The 17,643-nt window shown below is 45.5% G+C and carries 12 protein-coding genes; 1 reads left to right on the forward strand and 11 read right to left on the reverse strand.

From position 1 onward, the window contains the following. Positions 1-19: 19 nt before the first annotated feature. On the forward strand, positions 20-1,357 hold the full coding sequence (locus MKX68_RS00155; RefSeq protein ID WP_340908237.1) for a nucleoside recognition domain-containing protein: 1,338 nt from the start codon (positions 20-22) through the stop codon (positions 1,355-1,357). On the opposite strand, the gene coaD is transcribed toward MKX68_RS00155, so the two are convergent. From coaD to MKX68_RS00210, 11 genes are all read right to left on the reverse strand, one after another. Next, positions 1,335-1,841 carry a pantetheine-phosphate adenylyltransferase gene (gene coaD / locus MKX68_RS00160; protein ID WP_085981453.1) on the reverse strand — a complete coding sequence of 169 codons (507 nt, stop codon included), beginning with the start codon at positions 1,839-1,841 and terminating at the stop codon, positions 1,335-1,337. The two genes, MKX68_RS00155 and coaD, sit on opposite strands and share 23 nt — an antisense overlap. Before the next feature lies 1 nt (position 1,842). Beyond that, the gene (gene rsmD / locus MKX68_RS00165; protein ID WP_315936356.1) at positions 1,843-2,451 is read right to left on the reverse strand and encodes a 16S rRNA (guanine(966)-N(2))-methyltransferase RsmD; all 609 of its coding nucleotides are present in this window, start codon (positions 2,449-2,451) and stop codon (positions 1,843-1,845) included. 300 nt (positions 2,452-2,751) lie between these two features. Then, the gene (locus MKX68_RS00170) at positions 2,752-3,189 is read right to left on the reverse strand and encodes a hypothetical protein (RefSeq protein ID WP_340908239.1); all 438 of its coding nucleotides are present in this window, start codon (positions 3,187-3,189) and stop codon (positions 2,752-2,754) included. A gap of 367 nt (positions 3,190-3,556) precedes the next feature. Next, positions 3,557-3,862 (reverse strand): hypothetical protein, encoded by a 306-nt coding sequence (locus MKX68_RS00175; RefSeq protein ID WP_127543817.1) that lies wholly within the window; start codon positions 3,860-3,862, stop codon positions 3,557-3,559. A 171-nt stretch (positions 3,863-4,033) separates the two neighbouring features. Beyond that, the gene (locus MKX68_RS00180; RefSeq protein WP_340908242.1) at positions 4,034-7,081 is read right to left on the reverse strand and encodes a glycoside hydrolase family 2 TIM barrel-domain containing protein; all 3,048 of its coding nucleotides are present in this window, start codon (positions 7,079-7,081) and stop codon (positions 4,034-4,036) included. Positions 7,082-7,238: 157 nt separating this feature from the next. Next, positions 7,239-8,069 (reverse strand): carbohydrate ABC transporter permease, encoded by an 831-nt coding sequence (locus MKX68_RS00185; RefSeq protein ID WP_062833750.1) that lies wholly within the window; start codon positions 8,067-8,069, stop codon positions 7,239-7,241. Next, positions 8,062-8,952, reverse strand: a complete 891-nt coding sequence (locus tag MKX68_RS00190) for a carbohydrate ABC transporter permease (protein WP_036610887.1) — start codon at positions 8,950-8,952, stop codon at positions 8,062-8,064. Before MKX68_RS00190 ends, MKX68_RS00185 begins: the two co-directional genes overlap by 8 nt. A 141-nt stretch (positions 8,953-9,093) precedes the next feature. Further along, complete coding sequence (locus MKX68_RS00195) at positions 9,094-10,377, reverse strand: extracellular solute-binding protein (RefSeq protein ID WP_338594901.1); 1,284 nt, start codon at positions 10,375-10,377, stop codon at positions 9,094-9,096. Positions 10,378-10,727: 350 nt separating this feature from the next. Further along, the gene (locus MKX68_RS00200; RefSeq protein WP_340908244.1) at positions 10,728-12,497 is read right to left on the reverse strand and encodes a cache domain-containing sensor histidine kinase; all 1,770 of its coding nucleotides are present in this window, start codon (positions 12,495-12,497) and stop codon (positions 10,728-10,730) included. 18 nt (positions 12,498-12,515) lie between these two features. Further along, on the reverse strand, positions 12,516-14,063 hold the full coding sequence (locus MKX68_RS00205; RefSeq protein ID WP_340908246.1) for a response regulator transcription factor: 1,548 nt from the start codon (positions 14,061-14,063) through the stop codon (positions 12,516-12,518). A gap of 271 nt (positions 14,064-14,334) precedes the next feature. Then, a complete protein-coding gene (locus MKX68_RS00210) occupies positions 14,335-17,415 on the reverse strand; it encodes a X2-like carbohydrate binding domain-containing protein (protein ID WP_445671053.1) in 3,081 nt (1,026 codons plus the stop codon). Positions 17,416-17,643 lie beyond the last annotated feature (228 nt).

Below are 17,643 nucleotides of genomic sequence, written 5' to 3' on the forward strand. Positions count from 1 at the left end.
TCTGATATGAGGTGAAACGATGACATTACAGAGCGAGGTTAGAGATTCTGGCCCGTTACGAACGATAATCCTAAGCACCGGCGCTTTAATGTTGGTCATTGCAGTAGTTGCTTCCCCCAAAGAAGCGTTTGACGCCTCTATTCAAGGTCTGGATATATGGTGGAAAATCATCTTCCCTGCCATGCTCCCGTTCCTCATGTTATCCCAAATGCTCACTGCGTTTGGCTTCACCCACGCGATCGGCGCCTTGCTCGGACCGTTAATGCAACGCTGGTTTAGGCTTCCAGGCAACGCAGGTCTGGCGATTGCCGTTGGCATGTGCGGCGGATTCCCCGCAGGAGCAGATGCAGTATCCCGTTTATTTCAGGATAGACAAATTACCGCCAAGCAGGCGGTTGTCCTTGCGGCGGCATCTCATTTTGCCAATCCAATGATGATCATACTGGTCGTTGGTGCTGCTTTTCTCCACCAGCCAGCGGCCGGATATTTTCTACTCGTGGTCCACTGGATCAGCGGCTGGATTGCTGCCATTCTTGCCACGCGTCTCCTGCCCGCACCGGGTAACCAGAAAGACAGGGTTGGCTCGACAGCCGTACAAGCAGATAAGAGCTCTCTTGATTCTCAGCCTGCAAGTCCTGCAAGTTCCACAAGTCGCTCATCTGCACCCCACCACGCAACGTTCAAACGACGCAGTGTATGGTCTGATATGATGATCGCAGCCAGAGAAGCCCATCGTCGTGATGGAAGAGGATTTGGCAAACTGCTCGGTGACACCGTATCCCAAGCTGTACAGACCCTGATGATGACTGGTGGATACATGATCGGTTTTGCCGTGTTTATCCGGTTGGTCTCCCTATATCTGACTCCCGGGTCCTCTGCTGCACTGTGGCCAGCCTTCTTTGAGCTTCACCTGGGCACCTATCATTTGAGCCAGACTTCACTTACACCCGCGCTGCTCATGTCTCTGCTTGCAGCCGTTCTGGGATGGGGTGGTTTATGCTCCCATCTGCAAGTCTCTGCTGTCCTGAAAACAACTGGTCCAAGCAGCAAATCGATGTTGTACTTTGCCGGAGTTCGTCTGACTCATGGATTAATTGCCTTTTTCATCAGTCTGTTCCTATGGATGCCGTTCAGCCGTTATAGCACAGAAGTCTGGACCACATTACAGACGAATGCAGAGCAGGACCTCTCAACACCATTTGGTTGGCTACTCATACATAGTCCTGGTAACACATACACGATCAACACCATTTGGAGTGTCTTCCCTGCTGCATGCATGGGTCTTGCGTTACTTCTTGCAGTCATGGTTAGTCTGTCGGGTCTTACCTTCTGGTTTAACCGCCGGTTTTCTCGCTGATTTTCTGACGGAGCGCAGCTTCCACTTCAGGTGAGACAAGATCTGTAACATCTCCATGATAATGAGCGATTTCTTTCACGATGCTGGAACTTAAATAGGAATACTTCGGATTTGTCATCATAAATATCGTTTCCGCATCCGGATTCAACTTGCTGTTGGTCGATGCCAATTGCAATTCGTATTCAAAATCAGTTACCGAGCGTATACCTCGAACGATGACCTGAGCTTCCTTTTGCCGGACGTAATTGGCTGTCAGATCACGGAAACTGTCCACCTCCACATTGGGTAGATGGCGGGTTACTTCCGTAATCAATTCTTTACGTTCCTCCACCGTAAACAGCGGATTTTTGCTCATATTGTTCAACACAGCCACAATGACGCGATCAAATTGCTTCGACGCTCTGGCGATAATATCCAGATGCCCCATCGTTACGGGATCAAAACTTCCAGGATATACGGCAATCCGTTCCTGTCGGTGTATCATTTCAGTCATGAGGAGCCTCCTCTTCCGGTGTAATGGCTTCTCCATCTTCAACCGCTTCAGGCGCATAATAATAGATGGATACTGCCGTCTCCCCATACAAAGCCTTGCGCGTTTGTTCAAACGGGCCGAATTGCTCAGGGTAATCATGTTTGGATTCATATTCAAGCACGATGGTTGCTTCGGGTTCCAGAAGATCCAGTTCGTGCATGGTCAGCATCAACTCGTGCCCGTTCTTCATGCGATATGGCGGGTCGAGAAATACCAGATCAAACGTTGTGCCTCGCTTGGCGAGTGCCTTCAATGCCCGACCTGCATCATTACGATATACGGCCGCCTGGTCTTCCAGCTTGGTTGCCTTCAGATTCATGCGGATGACTTCAATACTTTTTGATTCCAAATCAACAAAAACAGCCTTGTCCATGCCGCGGCTCAGCGCCTCAATACCGAGACCTCCACTGCCTGCAAACAGATCCAATGCTGTGCCGCCCTCAAAATAAGGACCAACCATGCTAAATAACGCTTCCTTCACCTTGTCGGTGGTTGGCCGCGTACCCGTGCCAGGAACAGCCTTCAGCGGCCTGCCTTTTGCACTCCCAGATACCACTCTCACTTGACGAGTCACCTTTTCTCTATGTAAGTTTATTGATACGACTATCGTACCACACTCGGGTTCAGTTTGAAAAATGTGCGGTCTTCATTTCCCTTGGAAAATTGTTGACGAATTGTTGACGCATATGTATAAAAAGGAAACAATCGGGCGATTCTATAATTATCGACATCACAAGTGTCGTAGACAACCGCGGAGAAGACTTACGTTTCCCCATAAGCTCTTCGTCCGGTTTCTCCTCTCCCATGAAAAGTAGGCCCTCGAAAGAGGGCCTATTTTTGTTGTTTATATCACTTTATTTTGTTAGTTATACTTTTCTTCAAATTCACTTATTTCGGCTTGCTCTTCGGTCTGCAACCATCCAATCTCCCTCAGCCACATGCCCATATCTGCGATAAACTCATTCACTTTTAGATGTTCAATCTTGTATTTCTGGATCTTTTCACTCAAAAACGCATAAAACTCATGGCTTAATGCATACCGTTGTTTGCTTTTGCTTAATGTCTTATACCGATCCTCATTGAACACCAGATCAAAATAGATGACATTTTCCTTCTTCACATGCCTAACGGTGGATCTTCTATCGTATTCTTCAGGGAGACACCTGAAAACAAAGAATAGTTCAATATTAACTATTTGATATTTGCTTTCTGCTTGATCAAAAACAGACTGCAACTCATCCGAAAGATTGGCAACTTGCGTTAAACCTGAAGTGTCAGTTGATCGGCCCAAAATCATCACTAAACTCCTCCTTGTTCATTACCCCAACGTAGCAAGACCTCACGAGTTCAGCTCTCGATGTTTCCGATTAGACCTTCGCAAATTGATCAATGGAATGATAAGCAAAACAACCGGCAAAAGAAGATTTATCGAACCATTCTTAATCATCATGAAGGTAATAAACAACACGGCGAGCCAGGTTATAATCTCCGTCATTTCATATTTGGTTAACGTCAGCTTGAATGCTTTTTTTGAAATGAAACGAATTAAGAAATAAGCGATCAAACTATAAAACAGGATCATTCCCAAGATAGCAACAAGGATTATGAGGTACATATCCACCATAAAAAATCTCACCCGACCCTTATATCATTTCCTTAATTTTGCTTTACTTCTCTTCAACAACAATCGTTGCATTATAGATCACAACACGTTTCCCATTGAGATCAAATAATACTTTATTGCCGTATTCCGTATCTTCCACGTCAATTTTGCCATCATAGGTCTGAATCAATTCACCATTATTGCTGTACACTTTAACAATCCTCTCCAGGCCACCCGAGTTATTGGACCTCATCGTTTTGAGTGCACGTTCACCTGAAGCGGTATTGAAATACCATATGAAACATCCAACAATGATACCCAAGAAGACCAACACCGTCACCCATATACCTGTCTTTGCTTTTTTACTCATCTTGAACCCCCCTCTTATGTTTCCTGTCTCGTACATTACGAGGTTGGAGAGAGAACGGTTTCATACAAAGCCTCTCAAGCTGTTCGTTGACATAACAAAACAGAGGCCTCCGACGAGCGAAGACCTCTGTTCTTTATAGGATACATTCTTTATTCTGTACGATCCTTTTAATTACAGTGCACGAATGACAAATTCAAATGTTAGTTCGCCGTCCGAAGGGATCAGGTATTCCGGATGAACCGGAGCACCCCAGCTATCATCACCGCCAACACCCATTTGTTTACCTGCTACAGTCACGACCGTATAGTGCACAGGGGGCAATTCGTACGCATGTTGTGCGTTCTCCAGCTCAAATGCTGTATATGGTGAGACATTCAGCTCGACTGGAGTTCCGGATGCTTCAATTTTGAAGCCACGTCCCGCGTTGTCTGTCAATTTGGCCCAACGTACGCCCGTACGGTTGCCTGATTCCTGTGGTACCAGATATGGAGCCATGGTATCAGCTACCTTGCTGCCGTGGATACCGAGACGTGCGCCAAATGCGCGGTCTGCATAATTTTCTTCGGGTCCCATCGCCAGCCATTCCACGTTTTCGAAATCAGGTGATGTTCTGAAGGACAATGCATGAATTGGCAGGTTTGGCAATCCAGCTGTACCTTTGTACGTATTATGCACACGTACGCTTCCATCTGCATGAACGGTATATACCACTTTTACTTGTACATCCTCCGAAATGTTAAGCTTGTACGTGAACTCGATCCGGTATTGATCCGGTTTCTGTTCCGCTTTCCACTCTACAGGACGTGGCATCAGGCTCGCTGCATACCAGGCACCCAGTTCGAAGCCCATCGCCATACCTTTGTCATTATCCGTCATTGCACGCCAGAAGAGCGGTGCAGGTGGCACAGCAATCGTCTCACGACCGGACAATTTTAGGGAAACCAGTGTACCGAATTGTTTGGAGAACAGCGCATGTGTCTTGCCAGCACGAACACCAATGTTAACGTCACCTTCAACCACCTGTACATCACTTACAAGGTTCAAGTCGACTTCAACTGCATCATTTACCTGATCCTTTGTGAAAATAAACTGTCCAAATGCCACTTCTTCACCTTTGTCAGCCCACAGTGTAGCTTCTTTTAACACAAATGCAGTGTTCACAGCGTACTCGCCGCCCGCTAGAGCTTCTGCACCCAGCGGAAGTTTCACTACCGTCTCGCTTTGTGCATCCACGTTCACTTCCAATGTTCCACGCAGCACTTCATGTCCCTCGCGCTCCAGGCTGTATACCAGTTCCAGCGCAGATGTATCTGCGAACAGATTACCGTTCACGATTTTAACACCTTCACGATCCGGGAACAACTTGATGTTCTGGTAAAGGAATTTGACCTCCTGCATTTTCGCAGTTACTTTACGGTCAGCATGGACAATACCGTTGCCACAGAACGAATAGTCTGATGGACGATCACCGAAATCTCCGCCATAAGCGAGGAACTCTTTGCCGTAACGATCTTTTTTATAAATGGATTGGTCGATGTAATCCCAGATGAAACCACCTTGATACATCGGATATTTGTCTTCCAACTCCGTATACTTGTGCATACCGCCAATAGAGTTACCCATGGCATGCATGTACTCACAGCTGATATAAGGTTTCGTCGGGTTTGCATTCAGGAATTCCTCAATGTCCGCCGGTTTGGCATACATGCGAGTCTCCATATCACTTGTTTCATCGAAACGGCGATCATGGAATACACCTTCGTAATGTACCAGACGTGTTGGATCAGCTGATTTGAAGTATTGGGATACTTTGTAGATGACTTCACCACCATGTGATTCATTACCACAAGACCAGATCAGAATGGACGGATGGTTTTTGTCACGCTCCACCATGGATACAGCGCGGTCCATAACGATATCATGCCATTCCGGTTTGTCACCTGGAATAACCCATGAAGGCTCAACGGCACCAAGTTTCTGCCAAGATCCGTGTGTCTCCAGGTTCATCTCATCAATAACATACAATCCATATTCATCACACAGCTCATACCACAGACTTTGGTTTGGATAGTGTGACGTACGTACAGCATTCATATTATTCTGTTTGATCGTACGAACATCCCACAGCATATCTTCCTTCGTAACTGCACGTCCACGACGCGGGTTGAACTCATGGCGATTCACACCTTTGAATACGATACGTTTACCGTTGATGTGCATCACTTTATCGATCATTTCAAAAGTACGGAAACCAACGGCTTGAGGAACAACCTCAACCAGTGTACCCGCAGCATCATATACACGAATATAAAGGCGGTACAAGTATGGAATCTCTGCGCTCCACAGATTCACTGTACCAATATCTTCACGAAGACTTACTTGTCCATCGTTAACCTTGGATTCAAACGTTTTAACGGTATTACCTTCACGATCACGAAGTTCAGCCTCTACACGTGCTCCAGCAACCGCTTTTCCTTCCAGTTTCAAATCTAGTTGAAGTGTACCGTTCGTATAGGACTTGTCCAGATCTGTGCGAACATGAACATCACGAACGTGTGCAGTTGGGACCGTATACAGATACACATCTCTGAAAATACCGGAGAAACGCCAGAAATCCTGGTCTTCCAGCCAGCTGCCTGTGCTGCGTTGATACACCTCAACAGCGAGTTTGTTTTCTCCATCCTGAAGGAATGGCGTCAGGTCAAAATCAGATGGCGTAAAGCTGTCTTCCCCGTATCCTACGAATTGTCCATTAAGCCATACATAGAATGCAGACTCTACACCTTGGAAAGAAATATATACCGGATTCGACTCCCAACCTGTCGGCAGGTGGAATGTGCGAATGTAACTTCCAACCGGATTTTTATCCTGCGGCAATGCCGGCGGACGAATTTCGTTCAGTCCATCCCAAGGATATTGTGTATTTACATATTGAATCTGTCCGTATCCTTGTAGTTGGATATGCCCCGGAACTTCAATATCATCCCAGCCTTCACTGGAAAAATCGGATGTATAGAAAAACTCAGAACGGCTGTCCGGACGAATTGCATAGTTGAATTTCCACGTACCATTCAGATCATAACGCATGGACATCGCGCCTGAACCTACAGCCTCGTCCATTGTTTGGTAATAACGGTGATCGGAATAGGCATGAAGACGGTTCACCTCAAATACACTTACGTCCCCCAACCAGCTGATATCTGCCTTTGTTGCTTTCATCGGCTCTCTCTCCCTTTAAAACGTTATAGTTTGACTTATTCAAGGTTTACTCTGGGTTTCCTTTTGCTTTACATAAACAAAAAAGACAGAGGTACGCCATAACAGCGCCCTCTCTTCTTTCCTGCACCCGTCATTTGCACGGATTATGCTGTTTTCATTACTTCACGGAACCTACCATACCTGCAACAAAATGTTTCTGCATGATGAAGAAAACGATTGCTGTAGGCAGTGTTGCAATCACGATTGCTGTCATGATTACTCCGTAATCCGGAGAATAACCAGCACCTAGATTTGAGATCAACAGTGGAATCGTTTGTTGGTCAGGTGTTTGCAATACAATGAGTGGCCACAGATAGTTGTTCCAGCTACTCATGAATGTAATGATTGCTGCCGCTGCATATGTTGTTTTCATGGTTGGCATATAGATCTTCAAGAAGATGCCGAGTTCACTCAAACCATCAATACGTCCAGCTTCCAGCAAGTCTTTCGGGAACATTTTGGTGTTCTGACGGAAGAAAAAGATCAGGAACGCTGTTGCGATGGTTGGCAGGATCACTGCTGCCATCGTGTTGATTCCAATAACCGGTGCAACTCCCGAGATTGTTGCAAACATACGATACAGTGGTACCATGATCGCTGCAAACGGGATCATCATGGATAACAACAGGATATTAAACACGACATCACGGGACTTCGTGCGATATACCTCGAAGCCATAACCTGCCATGGAACCAATAAACAGTGCCAAGACAGTGGAGATTACAGAGATAATCGCCGAGTTTCCGAGAGCCTGTACCAGATTTGTCGAATCAATCAGTTTGTTAAAGTTATCAATGAAAGCTGAACCCGGCAGCAGTCTACCCTTGGTGACATCGACTGATGCATTTGTTGAACTGACCAGCATCCAGAAGAAAGGGAAAATGGATACAAAGGCGACGATGGATAGGAACACATATGTGAAAATCCGTTTTGCTTTAGCTTTAGCCATTTTTATTATCACCTGCCACTTTAAACTGGATGATGGACAATACAATAATCAAGATTACGATGGAATACGACACTGTTGCTGCATAACCGAAGTCCGGTGAATATTTGAACGAAAGGTTGTAGATGTATTGTGAAATCGACATGGTCGCATTACCTGGACCACCTTTGGTAATATTCATGATCTCATCGAAGATTTGCAATGTACCAATCGTTGATGTGATTGACGTAAAGAGGATAATCGGTTTGAGCAAAGGTACTGTGATTTTGAAGAATTGTGTAAAAGCATTCGCTCCGTCAATTCTTGCAGCTTCATAGATCGATTGATCGATGTTTTGCAGGGATGACAGATAGAAAATCATGTTATATCCGGTCCAACGCCAAGTAACGGCGATTATGATCGTAATTTTAGCCCAGAACGGGTCTGTGATCCATTGAATTGGATCGCCAATAATGTGCAAGCCCATAAGGAATTGATTCACCATTCCATCTGGTGCGAACAAATATTTGAATACAACAGAGTACGCTACCAATGAAGTTACACAAGGCAAGAAAATCGCTGTACGGAAGAAGCTCCGGAAGCGTAGTGTGCTGTCATTCAGCAATACGGAAATAAACAAACCGAGAATAATCATTACAGGCACTTGAATGATCAAGTAGATAAATGTATTCGATAATGCTGTACGGAACGTTGTATCAACTAACAATCTTTTGTAGTTAGAAAGGCCCGAAAATTCAAGATTGGCTCCTACACCAGACTTGAACGATAAGAGCAGCGCTTGGATCATCGGGTAGAAGTAAAATGCAACAATCCCGACAACAGCCAGCAAAACAAAAGCCCATCCAGTCAAATTATTTTTCTTTTGGAGACTGTCTCCTGTATTCATGGCTTTCACAGTATGGCTCCTCTCTCTCCATGGAACATGGGTAGAACCCACGGAGCCTCTCGCCATATCCGGTTCGACTTGCGCCGGACATGGGAGACGGCTCCGATGTTTCCTAGGGTTCTATAAGTTACCTTGGGTATCTTAGTTTAATTGTGCTTCAGCTTGTTTTTGTGCATCAGCCAGAACGTCATCGATTGATTTACCGTTCAGGAATGCTTGCATTTCTACTACCAGAATATCTTCAATGGCATATGTGTTGATACCATAGTTTACGCTTGGAATTTCTTTCGTCCAATTCGCAAAGTCTGTGAAGATTTTTTGTCCGCCGAAGTACTCGTCTGCTTTGGCATACGCATCACCATCAACTGCTGGTTTGTACGTACCAATTGCGCCGATGTTGTTCAACAGATCTTGATACAATTGTTTGTCAGAACCAAATGTTTTTGCTACAAAATCAGCTGCTTGATCTGCACCAGGAACGTTATTCATAACATACCAAGAGCTTCCACCCAAGTTGGATGCGTGAACAGAGTTTGGTTGACCAGCCATTTTCGGCATTGGAGCTATAGCCCATTTACCGGATTGGGAAGCTTCTTGACGTACAGATGGTGAGAACCAGTTACCTGTAGGAATTGTTGCTACGCTACCGTTATTGGCGTTGGCAACGAATTGACTCCAGTCAGAGTGCAATTTAACAATGTTGGCATCCATCATTGCTTTGTAAGTAATAAACGCTTCTTTCAGAGCAGCATTATTAGCAATGTCAGGTGTTTTACCATCTTCTGCGGAATACCATTTACCTGCAGTTTGGATCATCATACGAATCAAACCAAGGTCATTCGGGTCAAGAGAAAGAAGCTCTTTACCTGTTTTAGCTTTTACGTCTTTACCAATTTGGATGTAGTCATCCCAAGTGATGTCTTGCAGGTCAGCTGCTTTGTAGCCAGCTTGCTCCAGCAGATCTGTTCTGTAGTACAAACCAGCAACACCGGAGTCAAATGGTACTCCGTATTGTTTGCCATCAAAAGCTGTTGGTCCGAGTTTGTAATCTGCAAAATCGGAAGCCGTGATACTGGAAGACAGATCTTTGAACGCATCAGGATATGCATTCAAGAAGCTTTGTGAACGATAGTCTTCAATCAGAACTACGTTTGGAAGACCGCTGGCAGTTCCGGAGTTAAGACCTGTGTTCAGTTTCTGAATGATATCAGCTTGAGCGTATTCAATGATGTTAATTTTCACATCAGGATTTGCTTTTTGATATGCTTCTTTTGCTGTTTCCATTGCAGCTACGTTAAAAGCTTTGTCCCAAGCCCAGACCGTAATTTCGTTTGTTTTTTCGTCACCACCACTAGCGGAATTACCTCCGCCACCGGATGAACATGCGGACAACAGCAGTACTGTAACGAGCATCAATACCCACATTTTTTTCAAAATATTCAACTCCCCTTCGACCTCTTTGTGTGTAATTTGTTTGCGTTTTCTGAAAGCGGTTGCTTTCGATGTATTCATCTTATCATTCCCATATCTCCATTCGTTAGTAATAATTTTGTACGGATTTGTCATCTTATTGCCACAATGAAAACCTTTACAGAAACCGTTTGCATTAAATTTGGTTTTTTGTAATTTCTTTTGATTTTGTAATTTCTTGATCTTGAAATAGTACAAAAATGATTTCACCCACTTTCTCTGACACGTGAAAATCCCCCGCCTCTGTAGAAAACAGAAGCGAGGGATCTCGATTTTAAGTGTATTCAATCGAATCGGGTTTCGATTCAACTCGTGATTAAAGGCAATGTAACCGTTACTCTCGTCCCTTCACCGACATTGCTCATAATCGTGACACCGTAAGGTGAACCATATAATAACTCAATACGGTCATGTACATTGCGAATACCGATACCACTGAATAGTTGACGATTGTTTTTTGGATTGGGCAATGTTTCTCCCATGACAAGCCCTTCAATTCCATCACCATTGTCCATAATCTCACAGATGAGTGATTCTCCCGCTCTGGAAACCATGACATGAATCGTACCCGTTTCTTTCTTGATAAATCCATGGAAAAACGCATTCTCGATAAACGGCTGGATCACCAGTTTGGGTACATGATAGTGTGTACAATCCGGAGCAACGTAGAAAGCTGCTTTAATCCGGCCACCATATCTGACGTGATTAATGAAGACATAATTTTTCAAATTCTCGACTTCTTGCTCCACTGTAACAGTTTGACTCACATCACTGATCGTATTTTGCAGCAATCCAATTAATGCGTTAATGGTCTCCGCAGCCCTGTCTTTGTTGCCTTGTTGCACCAGAACTTTGACAGATGCAAGTGTATTGTACAAGAAGTGAGGATTAATCTGACTCTGTAATGCCGCAAGCTCTGCGTTACGTTGTTCATGCTGTGTCTGTACTAACTGATCCACATAATCATGCAGTTCATCAAGCATGTAATTGTAAGCATGGCCAAGCTGCCTGCTCTCGTAGCTCCCACTCACCGGAATGTAGTTGTCCAGATCACTTTTTGTAATGTTGGACATCTGCCTCACAAGTCTGCGCAGTGACTTGGTAATCTGGCTGGTGATGAGAAACACGAGGATGAGTGCCCCCACAACGATAGCTGCACAGATCAGGGCAACAGTCTTCATGTCGATAAGTTGACCCATCGCCAGATCCTTATCCACTACATTGACAATATAAAACCGATAGAACGGTAGATACTCGGATAGCACAACGCTATCCTGATCCATCACCCGAGCATTAATACTTCTCGGAGAGTTGTTGTTCATTTCTCGGGCATACGATAGCAAATCCAGCTGAGTTGTTCCGATCCAGTCTTCACGATTCGATGATACAATCTCACCTTTTTCATTCATAATGACCACATCATTGCCACGACTTGTAAAGCTGCTGTAAAATTGCCGGAATATGTCTTCTCTCATCGTGACATAGAGCGTACCGTATATCCGGCTGCGTGTTCGGTCCGTCAACGCCTTCGTCGCAGAGATCATCTGCTGACTCCCGAGCGTCGCCTCGTTTTGGTAAACATCAAAGATAAGACGACTCGGCGTCTCAGCTGCTTCCATCGTAATTGGCTCCTGCTTCAATTCATCCACGGACAACTGAAGGTGAGCACGATTCGTGGAATAGCTCCGTCCATTAATCCCGATAATTGTTATCCCTACTTCGTAGGATTCTGTGATGGATTGAATTCGATCCATCGTTTCCCTCATATTATAGAAGGATTTGGCCATCGTGAGGGAATCGGCATCTCCTTCGGACAGGAATCCTCGGATCGATCCACTCTGCGTCACATTATTCGATACGGCAGCAATGGCCTCATTAAAGGATTCAAAATTTGTTTTGATCTGATTAAGCACCTTGGAGTTTGTGATACTGAACGTCTCAGTAAACAGATTGGTTGACATGTGAATGGTCGTCCATAAGATGAGTACAGCAACGAGGACAATACTGACCACCATAACCAGAAACAACTTGGGAAACAATCCGAGACGAGATAATTGGTTCATCCATTTCTTCATGATCTTATCCTTCTGACTTTATGCCCAGAATTTGCGCCGGTATCGGCTTGGTGATAATCCGGTGAATTTTTTGAACACTTTGCAAAAGTAACTATGATCGGAATAGCCTACCATACTGCTAATCTCAGAGATCGTTACATCATCGGATCGGAGCAGTTCCTCGGCTTTTTCAATCCGAATTTTATTCAAGTATTCATTAAATCCTTCTTTTTTGTGCGATGAGAAATAACTGGATAAATACGATGGATTAAAATGAAAATGCTTGGCTACTTCAGCAAGCCCGAGCGGCTGATCAAAGTGCTCATGCATGTAATCCAGCAGCATCTTCATGTTGGGATCACTTCGTTTTCCACCCGCACCAACGGTGCACTCCTGAACTTCGGTCATGAATTGGTCAAGCACAGTCATAACTTCGTCCAGACTCGAAGCCCCGTCCACATTTTTAAAATACGTATATTTGCTCTCTTCCAGCCCGGCAGATTGGACATCCATATCCGCGAGGGTAATGGTCACGTTAAAGATCAAGTTACCGAGAAATGATTTGATCTCAAACACATCGGCAATATAATCCCGTCCAAGTGTTGCCGCATGATCCTGTAAATACTCCCTTGCCGCTTCGACCCTGTTACGCTTCACATGCTGCAAAAACATATTCACATTAAACTGGTAACCTGCGGGATGCATTGGAGGCAGTTCGCCATACACCAGGATTGGTCGATCCTTATAATAGAAGCGATATTCAATCAGCTTAACCAGGCGTTCCCGGTAAACAACACCCATCTGTTCAAATGAAGTAAAGCTTTCACTAAGCACCCAACCAGGACTGCCTTCTCCTGCTGCATTTTCACTGGCCAACTGTCTGATCCGTTCAAGCATCCATTGATCTCTCGCAGGATCGACATTAAGAAGCATCACAGGTAATGTACCCTCTGCGGGAACCATTGCACATTCTACTTCAGGCAGATCACTGCGGAGCTTGGATTCCATCTGTTCCTGATCCATCTTCAGTGGATTCCCTCCAGCACCCACGGGTTTATACACCAGCAAGCGAAAGGATTCATACGGAAAGGTATCTCGAATCATCGGCATTTCGCTATCTTCATCCAGTGTAAATCCGGACAGCATCTTCTCCATCAGTTGCCCAAGCCTCCAGCCATCGTGCGAAGGTTCGAACTGTAGCTCGGGAATTTTACCCGCTGTGCGTTGAAGGACTTGCAATAATTCATTCGTATCCAGCTTGGGTTTCAGTATATAATCGGCTGCCCCGTGCTGAAGCGTTGAACGTACATACTCGAATTCACTGAAGCTGCTAAGTACAATAACTTCAATCTGCGGATTACTGGCTTTTAGTGTACGGACAAACGTTTCGCCATCCATGACAGGCATGACAATGTCGGTAATCACAATATCCGGTTTTAACAGATTCACCTGCTGTAATCCTTCTTCACCGTTGGAAGCTTCTCCCACAATGATAAATCCTTCCGCTTCCCAGTTCATATGGTGCTTTATGCCCTGCCTTACCAGAAACTCATCGTCAACAATCAGCACCTTGCACAACCGGTTCATGATCGCGACCCCCTTGTCTAATCTTTCCTCTATATCTGTACAGGCTATACCAACTATTATATATCGGTTATAAACACTTTCCAGTGTTAGCGGTTACATTAATTTAAAATTGATTGTACATCTTTTTATATCCTAAAACGATCCTTTAAGCAATGGTAACTATCTATATTTTACACTATATTTCGACAAAATAAGAAGCCCCGACTCGCCATTCGATCATTTGGCGAATCAGGACCTCTATTTCAATCCTTTATTTCGTTAAATCACTCACTTATGGTTCAATTCCCCATTGGAGACTTCCCGCGACATAACCGGTAACTTTGGTCCAGTCCGCATAGGAAGTCTGACTACCTGCAAAAGAATAATCATCCGTTTGCGTATAGTTGGTCCAATTGTTCTTGGAGATGCGAGTGTGGATTTCCGTGCTTTGTCCCGCATTCAGAGTTCCAGCGGAAGCTGAGAATCCAATCTCAAGCACGTGGTCAGCACCAGTCCGAACTGGATTGAGCGCACTGAACGTGCCTGTTACATTCGAACTGCCAGCTGTTGCCCAGTCAGCGAAGAAGTTCTGAGGCTGTTCACCGTTTATCGTGTAGTAGTATCTGATCTTTACATCAGACAGATTCAAGGCTGTAGTACCTGTGTTTGTCAGTTTGAATTTGGGACTAATCGAGCTGCCCGTCGCTGAAGTGTTGCTGTTAAACATCTCAATGCGTATGGTTCCAACAGGTGCAGCTGTCGTGTCTTTAATGAGCAGATTCAAGGTCGCAGGAGCGCCTGCGCTGAATTGAAAGGTTAGCGTCGCTGTGCCATTTGGCAGTGAAGCCAGGTAGTTTTTACTTAATACGACCTCATTGCCTGTTAACGTGTAATCTGTACCTGAAACCAGCGTTGCATTCCCGTTGCGAATGGATGTAAGTGTATTGCCGTTAAGTGTTAACGTGACTGGAATATTAACCTGATTGCCTGCTTTGCGATCAAATTCGGCTGTAATCGGTGTAATCGCAGAGTTGGTCACTGGTGTACCCCCGCCGTCTCCTCCGCCATTGTTACCTCCAACACGGTCAGCATACAAAATTCCCCGGCCATTTGTTCCGAGATATACTCTTCCATACAAACGAGGATCACCCGTAATTGTAGTTACACGAGCATACTGATGCTGATCATCATTGATACGAACCCAATTGGCACCACCGTCATCGGAGCGAAAGAATCCACGTGTTCCATCGATCTGTGCAACCGTGTATAACGCCACAACGCTCTGACCAGGGGCCGCTTTACCGAATCCGATACTGTCTGCTTCCTCTACATTGGCAAGCTTCGTGAATGTCGTTCCTGAATCTGTGGAATGCCATAATCCGTAAGGACCTTCTTCCTCACTTCCACCTGCAAACCAGAGTTCCCCTTCAACACCTGGAACGGCATCCAGATCAGAATTTCCTTCCATCGGAAGTCCGGTCGCAGGTGATGCCGTGAAGGAAGCACCACCATTCACACTCACATAGATTTTACCGGCTGCAAATCCATAGAATTTGTTTGGATTGACACGATCCGAAATCACTTTTGCCTGTGCAGGTATGCCCGTACTTGCCGTCCATGAATTGCCGCCAGTCGAATAATGTACACCTTTATCTGATGTGCTCCATACGAGTCGGTTACCATTCGCAGAGATGGCTACGGTACCCCCTCCAGTTGTGCCAGCAGGTTCTGCATTGGCCTTATACCACGTAGTACCTCCGTCACTGGACAAACCAATGGATTTTGCATTTGGATCAGCAGCATAATCTGCTTTACCTACGCGAACCATCGTATTTGGACTTAACTCTGCAAAATCCAGACTTTCTGTGGAAGAATAGTTCGGGCTCGTAAATATGGTTGCTGGCGCCTGATCCAGATTGTTATGACGGAATCCCGAGACATCTCCCACTCCGCTTATCAAATGTGCACCGCTTGGCGGGCTGATCAGATCCAGTACGGCAATCTCCTCAACCCCTTTTGCCATCACTGAAATATTGATTTTCTTATCATCATCCCAGTCTGTCAGGTTCTTCGTTCCATAGATCGTAGCACCCGTTCCATACATCATGCGATCGGAATCAAACGGATCAATCTCCAGATCACCGATCATCCAGCCCAGTTTCGGGGTTGTTTCGGGTGGGGCAGGATTGGTGCCAAATGTGAGCCATGGCGCTGCCGAAATATCCTGTGTATAACGTAACTTGCGGTTCGGATACCCTTCAAATTCCCATATGCGTGTCCACGTCGCTCCGCCATCTGTACTGCGGAACAAGGTGGCATCCGGCCACCAGGAATTCAACGTCGCAACCATCAATGTACCGGGATTCTGTGCATCAACAGCCAATCCACCATATCCAAAATAATTATCCGTGCTGCTGCTTGGAACAGGGCTGATGTTGGTCCAGACACCTGTCGACGTATTCAGTTTCCACACATCACCTTTTTCCCCATCATAGGGTCCAACACCATCGCTGTACGTAATATAGAGGCTTCCGTCTGAATCGAGCACACCATGATGCGGGATATAACCTGTAGGTTGACCAGCAACAGCTGACCAAGTCAGGCCACCATTTGTGCTGCGATATACACTTTGATCTTTATCCGCAACACCCACATAGATTGTCTGGGTTGCCTGCCCTGCCGAACCTGTTGTTTTGTCAAACGTAACCCATGCCAGACCTACGATGTCACTGGTATATTCATTCGAAGGATCTTGCACATAATTTCCCGGATTCGGGAAGCTTGTGACTTCGTTCCAGGTCACACCGTAATCGGTACTTTTCCATAACCCATGACCACTTCGTGCACCGAAATACAGAATACTGTTATCATTCGGGTCCACGGTCAGGCGTTCTCCCATTGAACGTCCCGGCATGTTGCCGCCCACTTTGAACGGAAGTGTTGTGGTCTGCCATGTATCTCCCCGGTCCGTAGAGCGCAAGATGGAGCCATTATTTTGGTCCCACGAATTCGTATACGTCCCAACGGCCATATACACCCGATCGGGATCAACCGGGTCCGTAGCCAGTGCGTCCACACCATTCTTGTTCCAGTCATCCCAGCCGACAAAATCCGTTAGAGGTATCCAACTCTCGTTGGCCGCATTCCAGCGATAGGCTCCCCCGATATCCGTACGGGCATAGATCAGATCCTTTTCCGACTCGTTGAAAATAATGCCCGGCACAAATCCGCCACCTGCACCAGTCACTACATTTTTCCACTCATAGGCTTCACTTGGTGCCGCCGCTGTCGTTCCAACAAGTCCTCCCAGCGAAGCGGTTACTACGGCAACCGTCAGACTCATCATTCGCAATTTCCCCATAAACGTTCTCATATCAACTTATCCTCCTCTTCTACTTCGTTACTGCATTTCGGTCTATCCCCGCTGTCTCATCGTGCTGATGATGGCGTGCCAGACGAATCAATGCATCTCTTATTACAAGAAGCCTCACCTCCTTACAACCATACTGTTAAGCGCTTACATAATTGTTCTTGATTCGCGTTTATCTGGATAATACTTTCAATAAATAACATTCGCTGGCAATCCCCAAACCCCTCTGTC

The sequence above is a fragment of the Paenibacillus sp. FSL M8-0212 genome (assembly GCF_038004645.1).
Lineage (GTDB): Bacteria > Bacillota > Bacilli > Paenibacillales > Paenibacillaceae > Paenibacillus.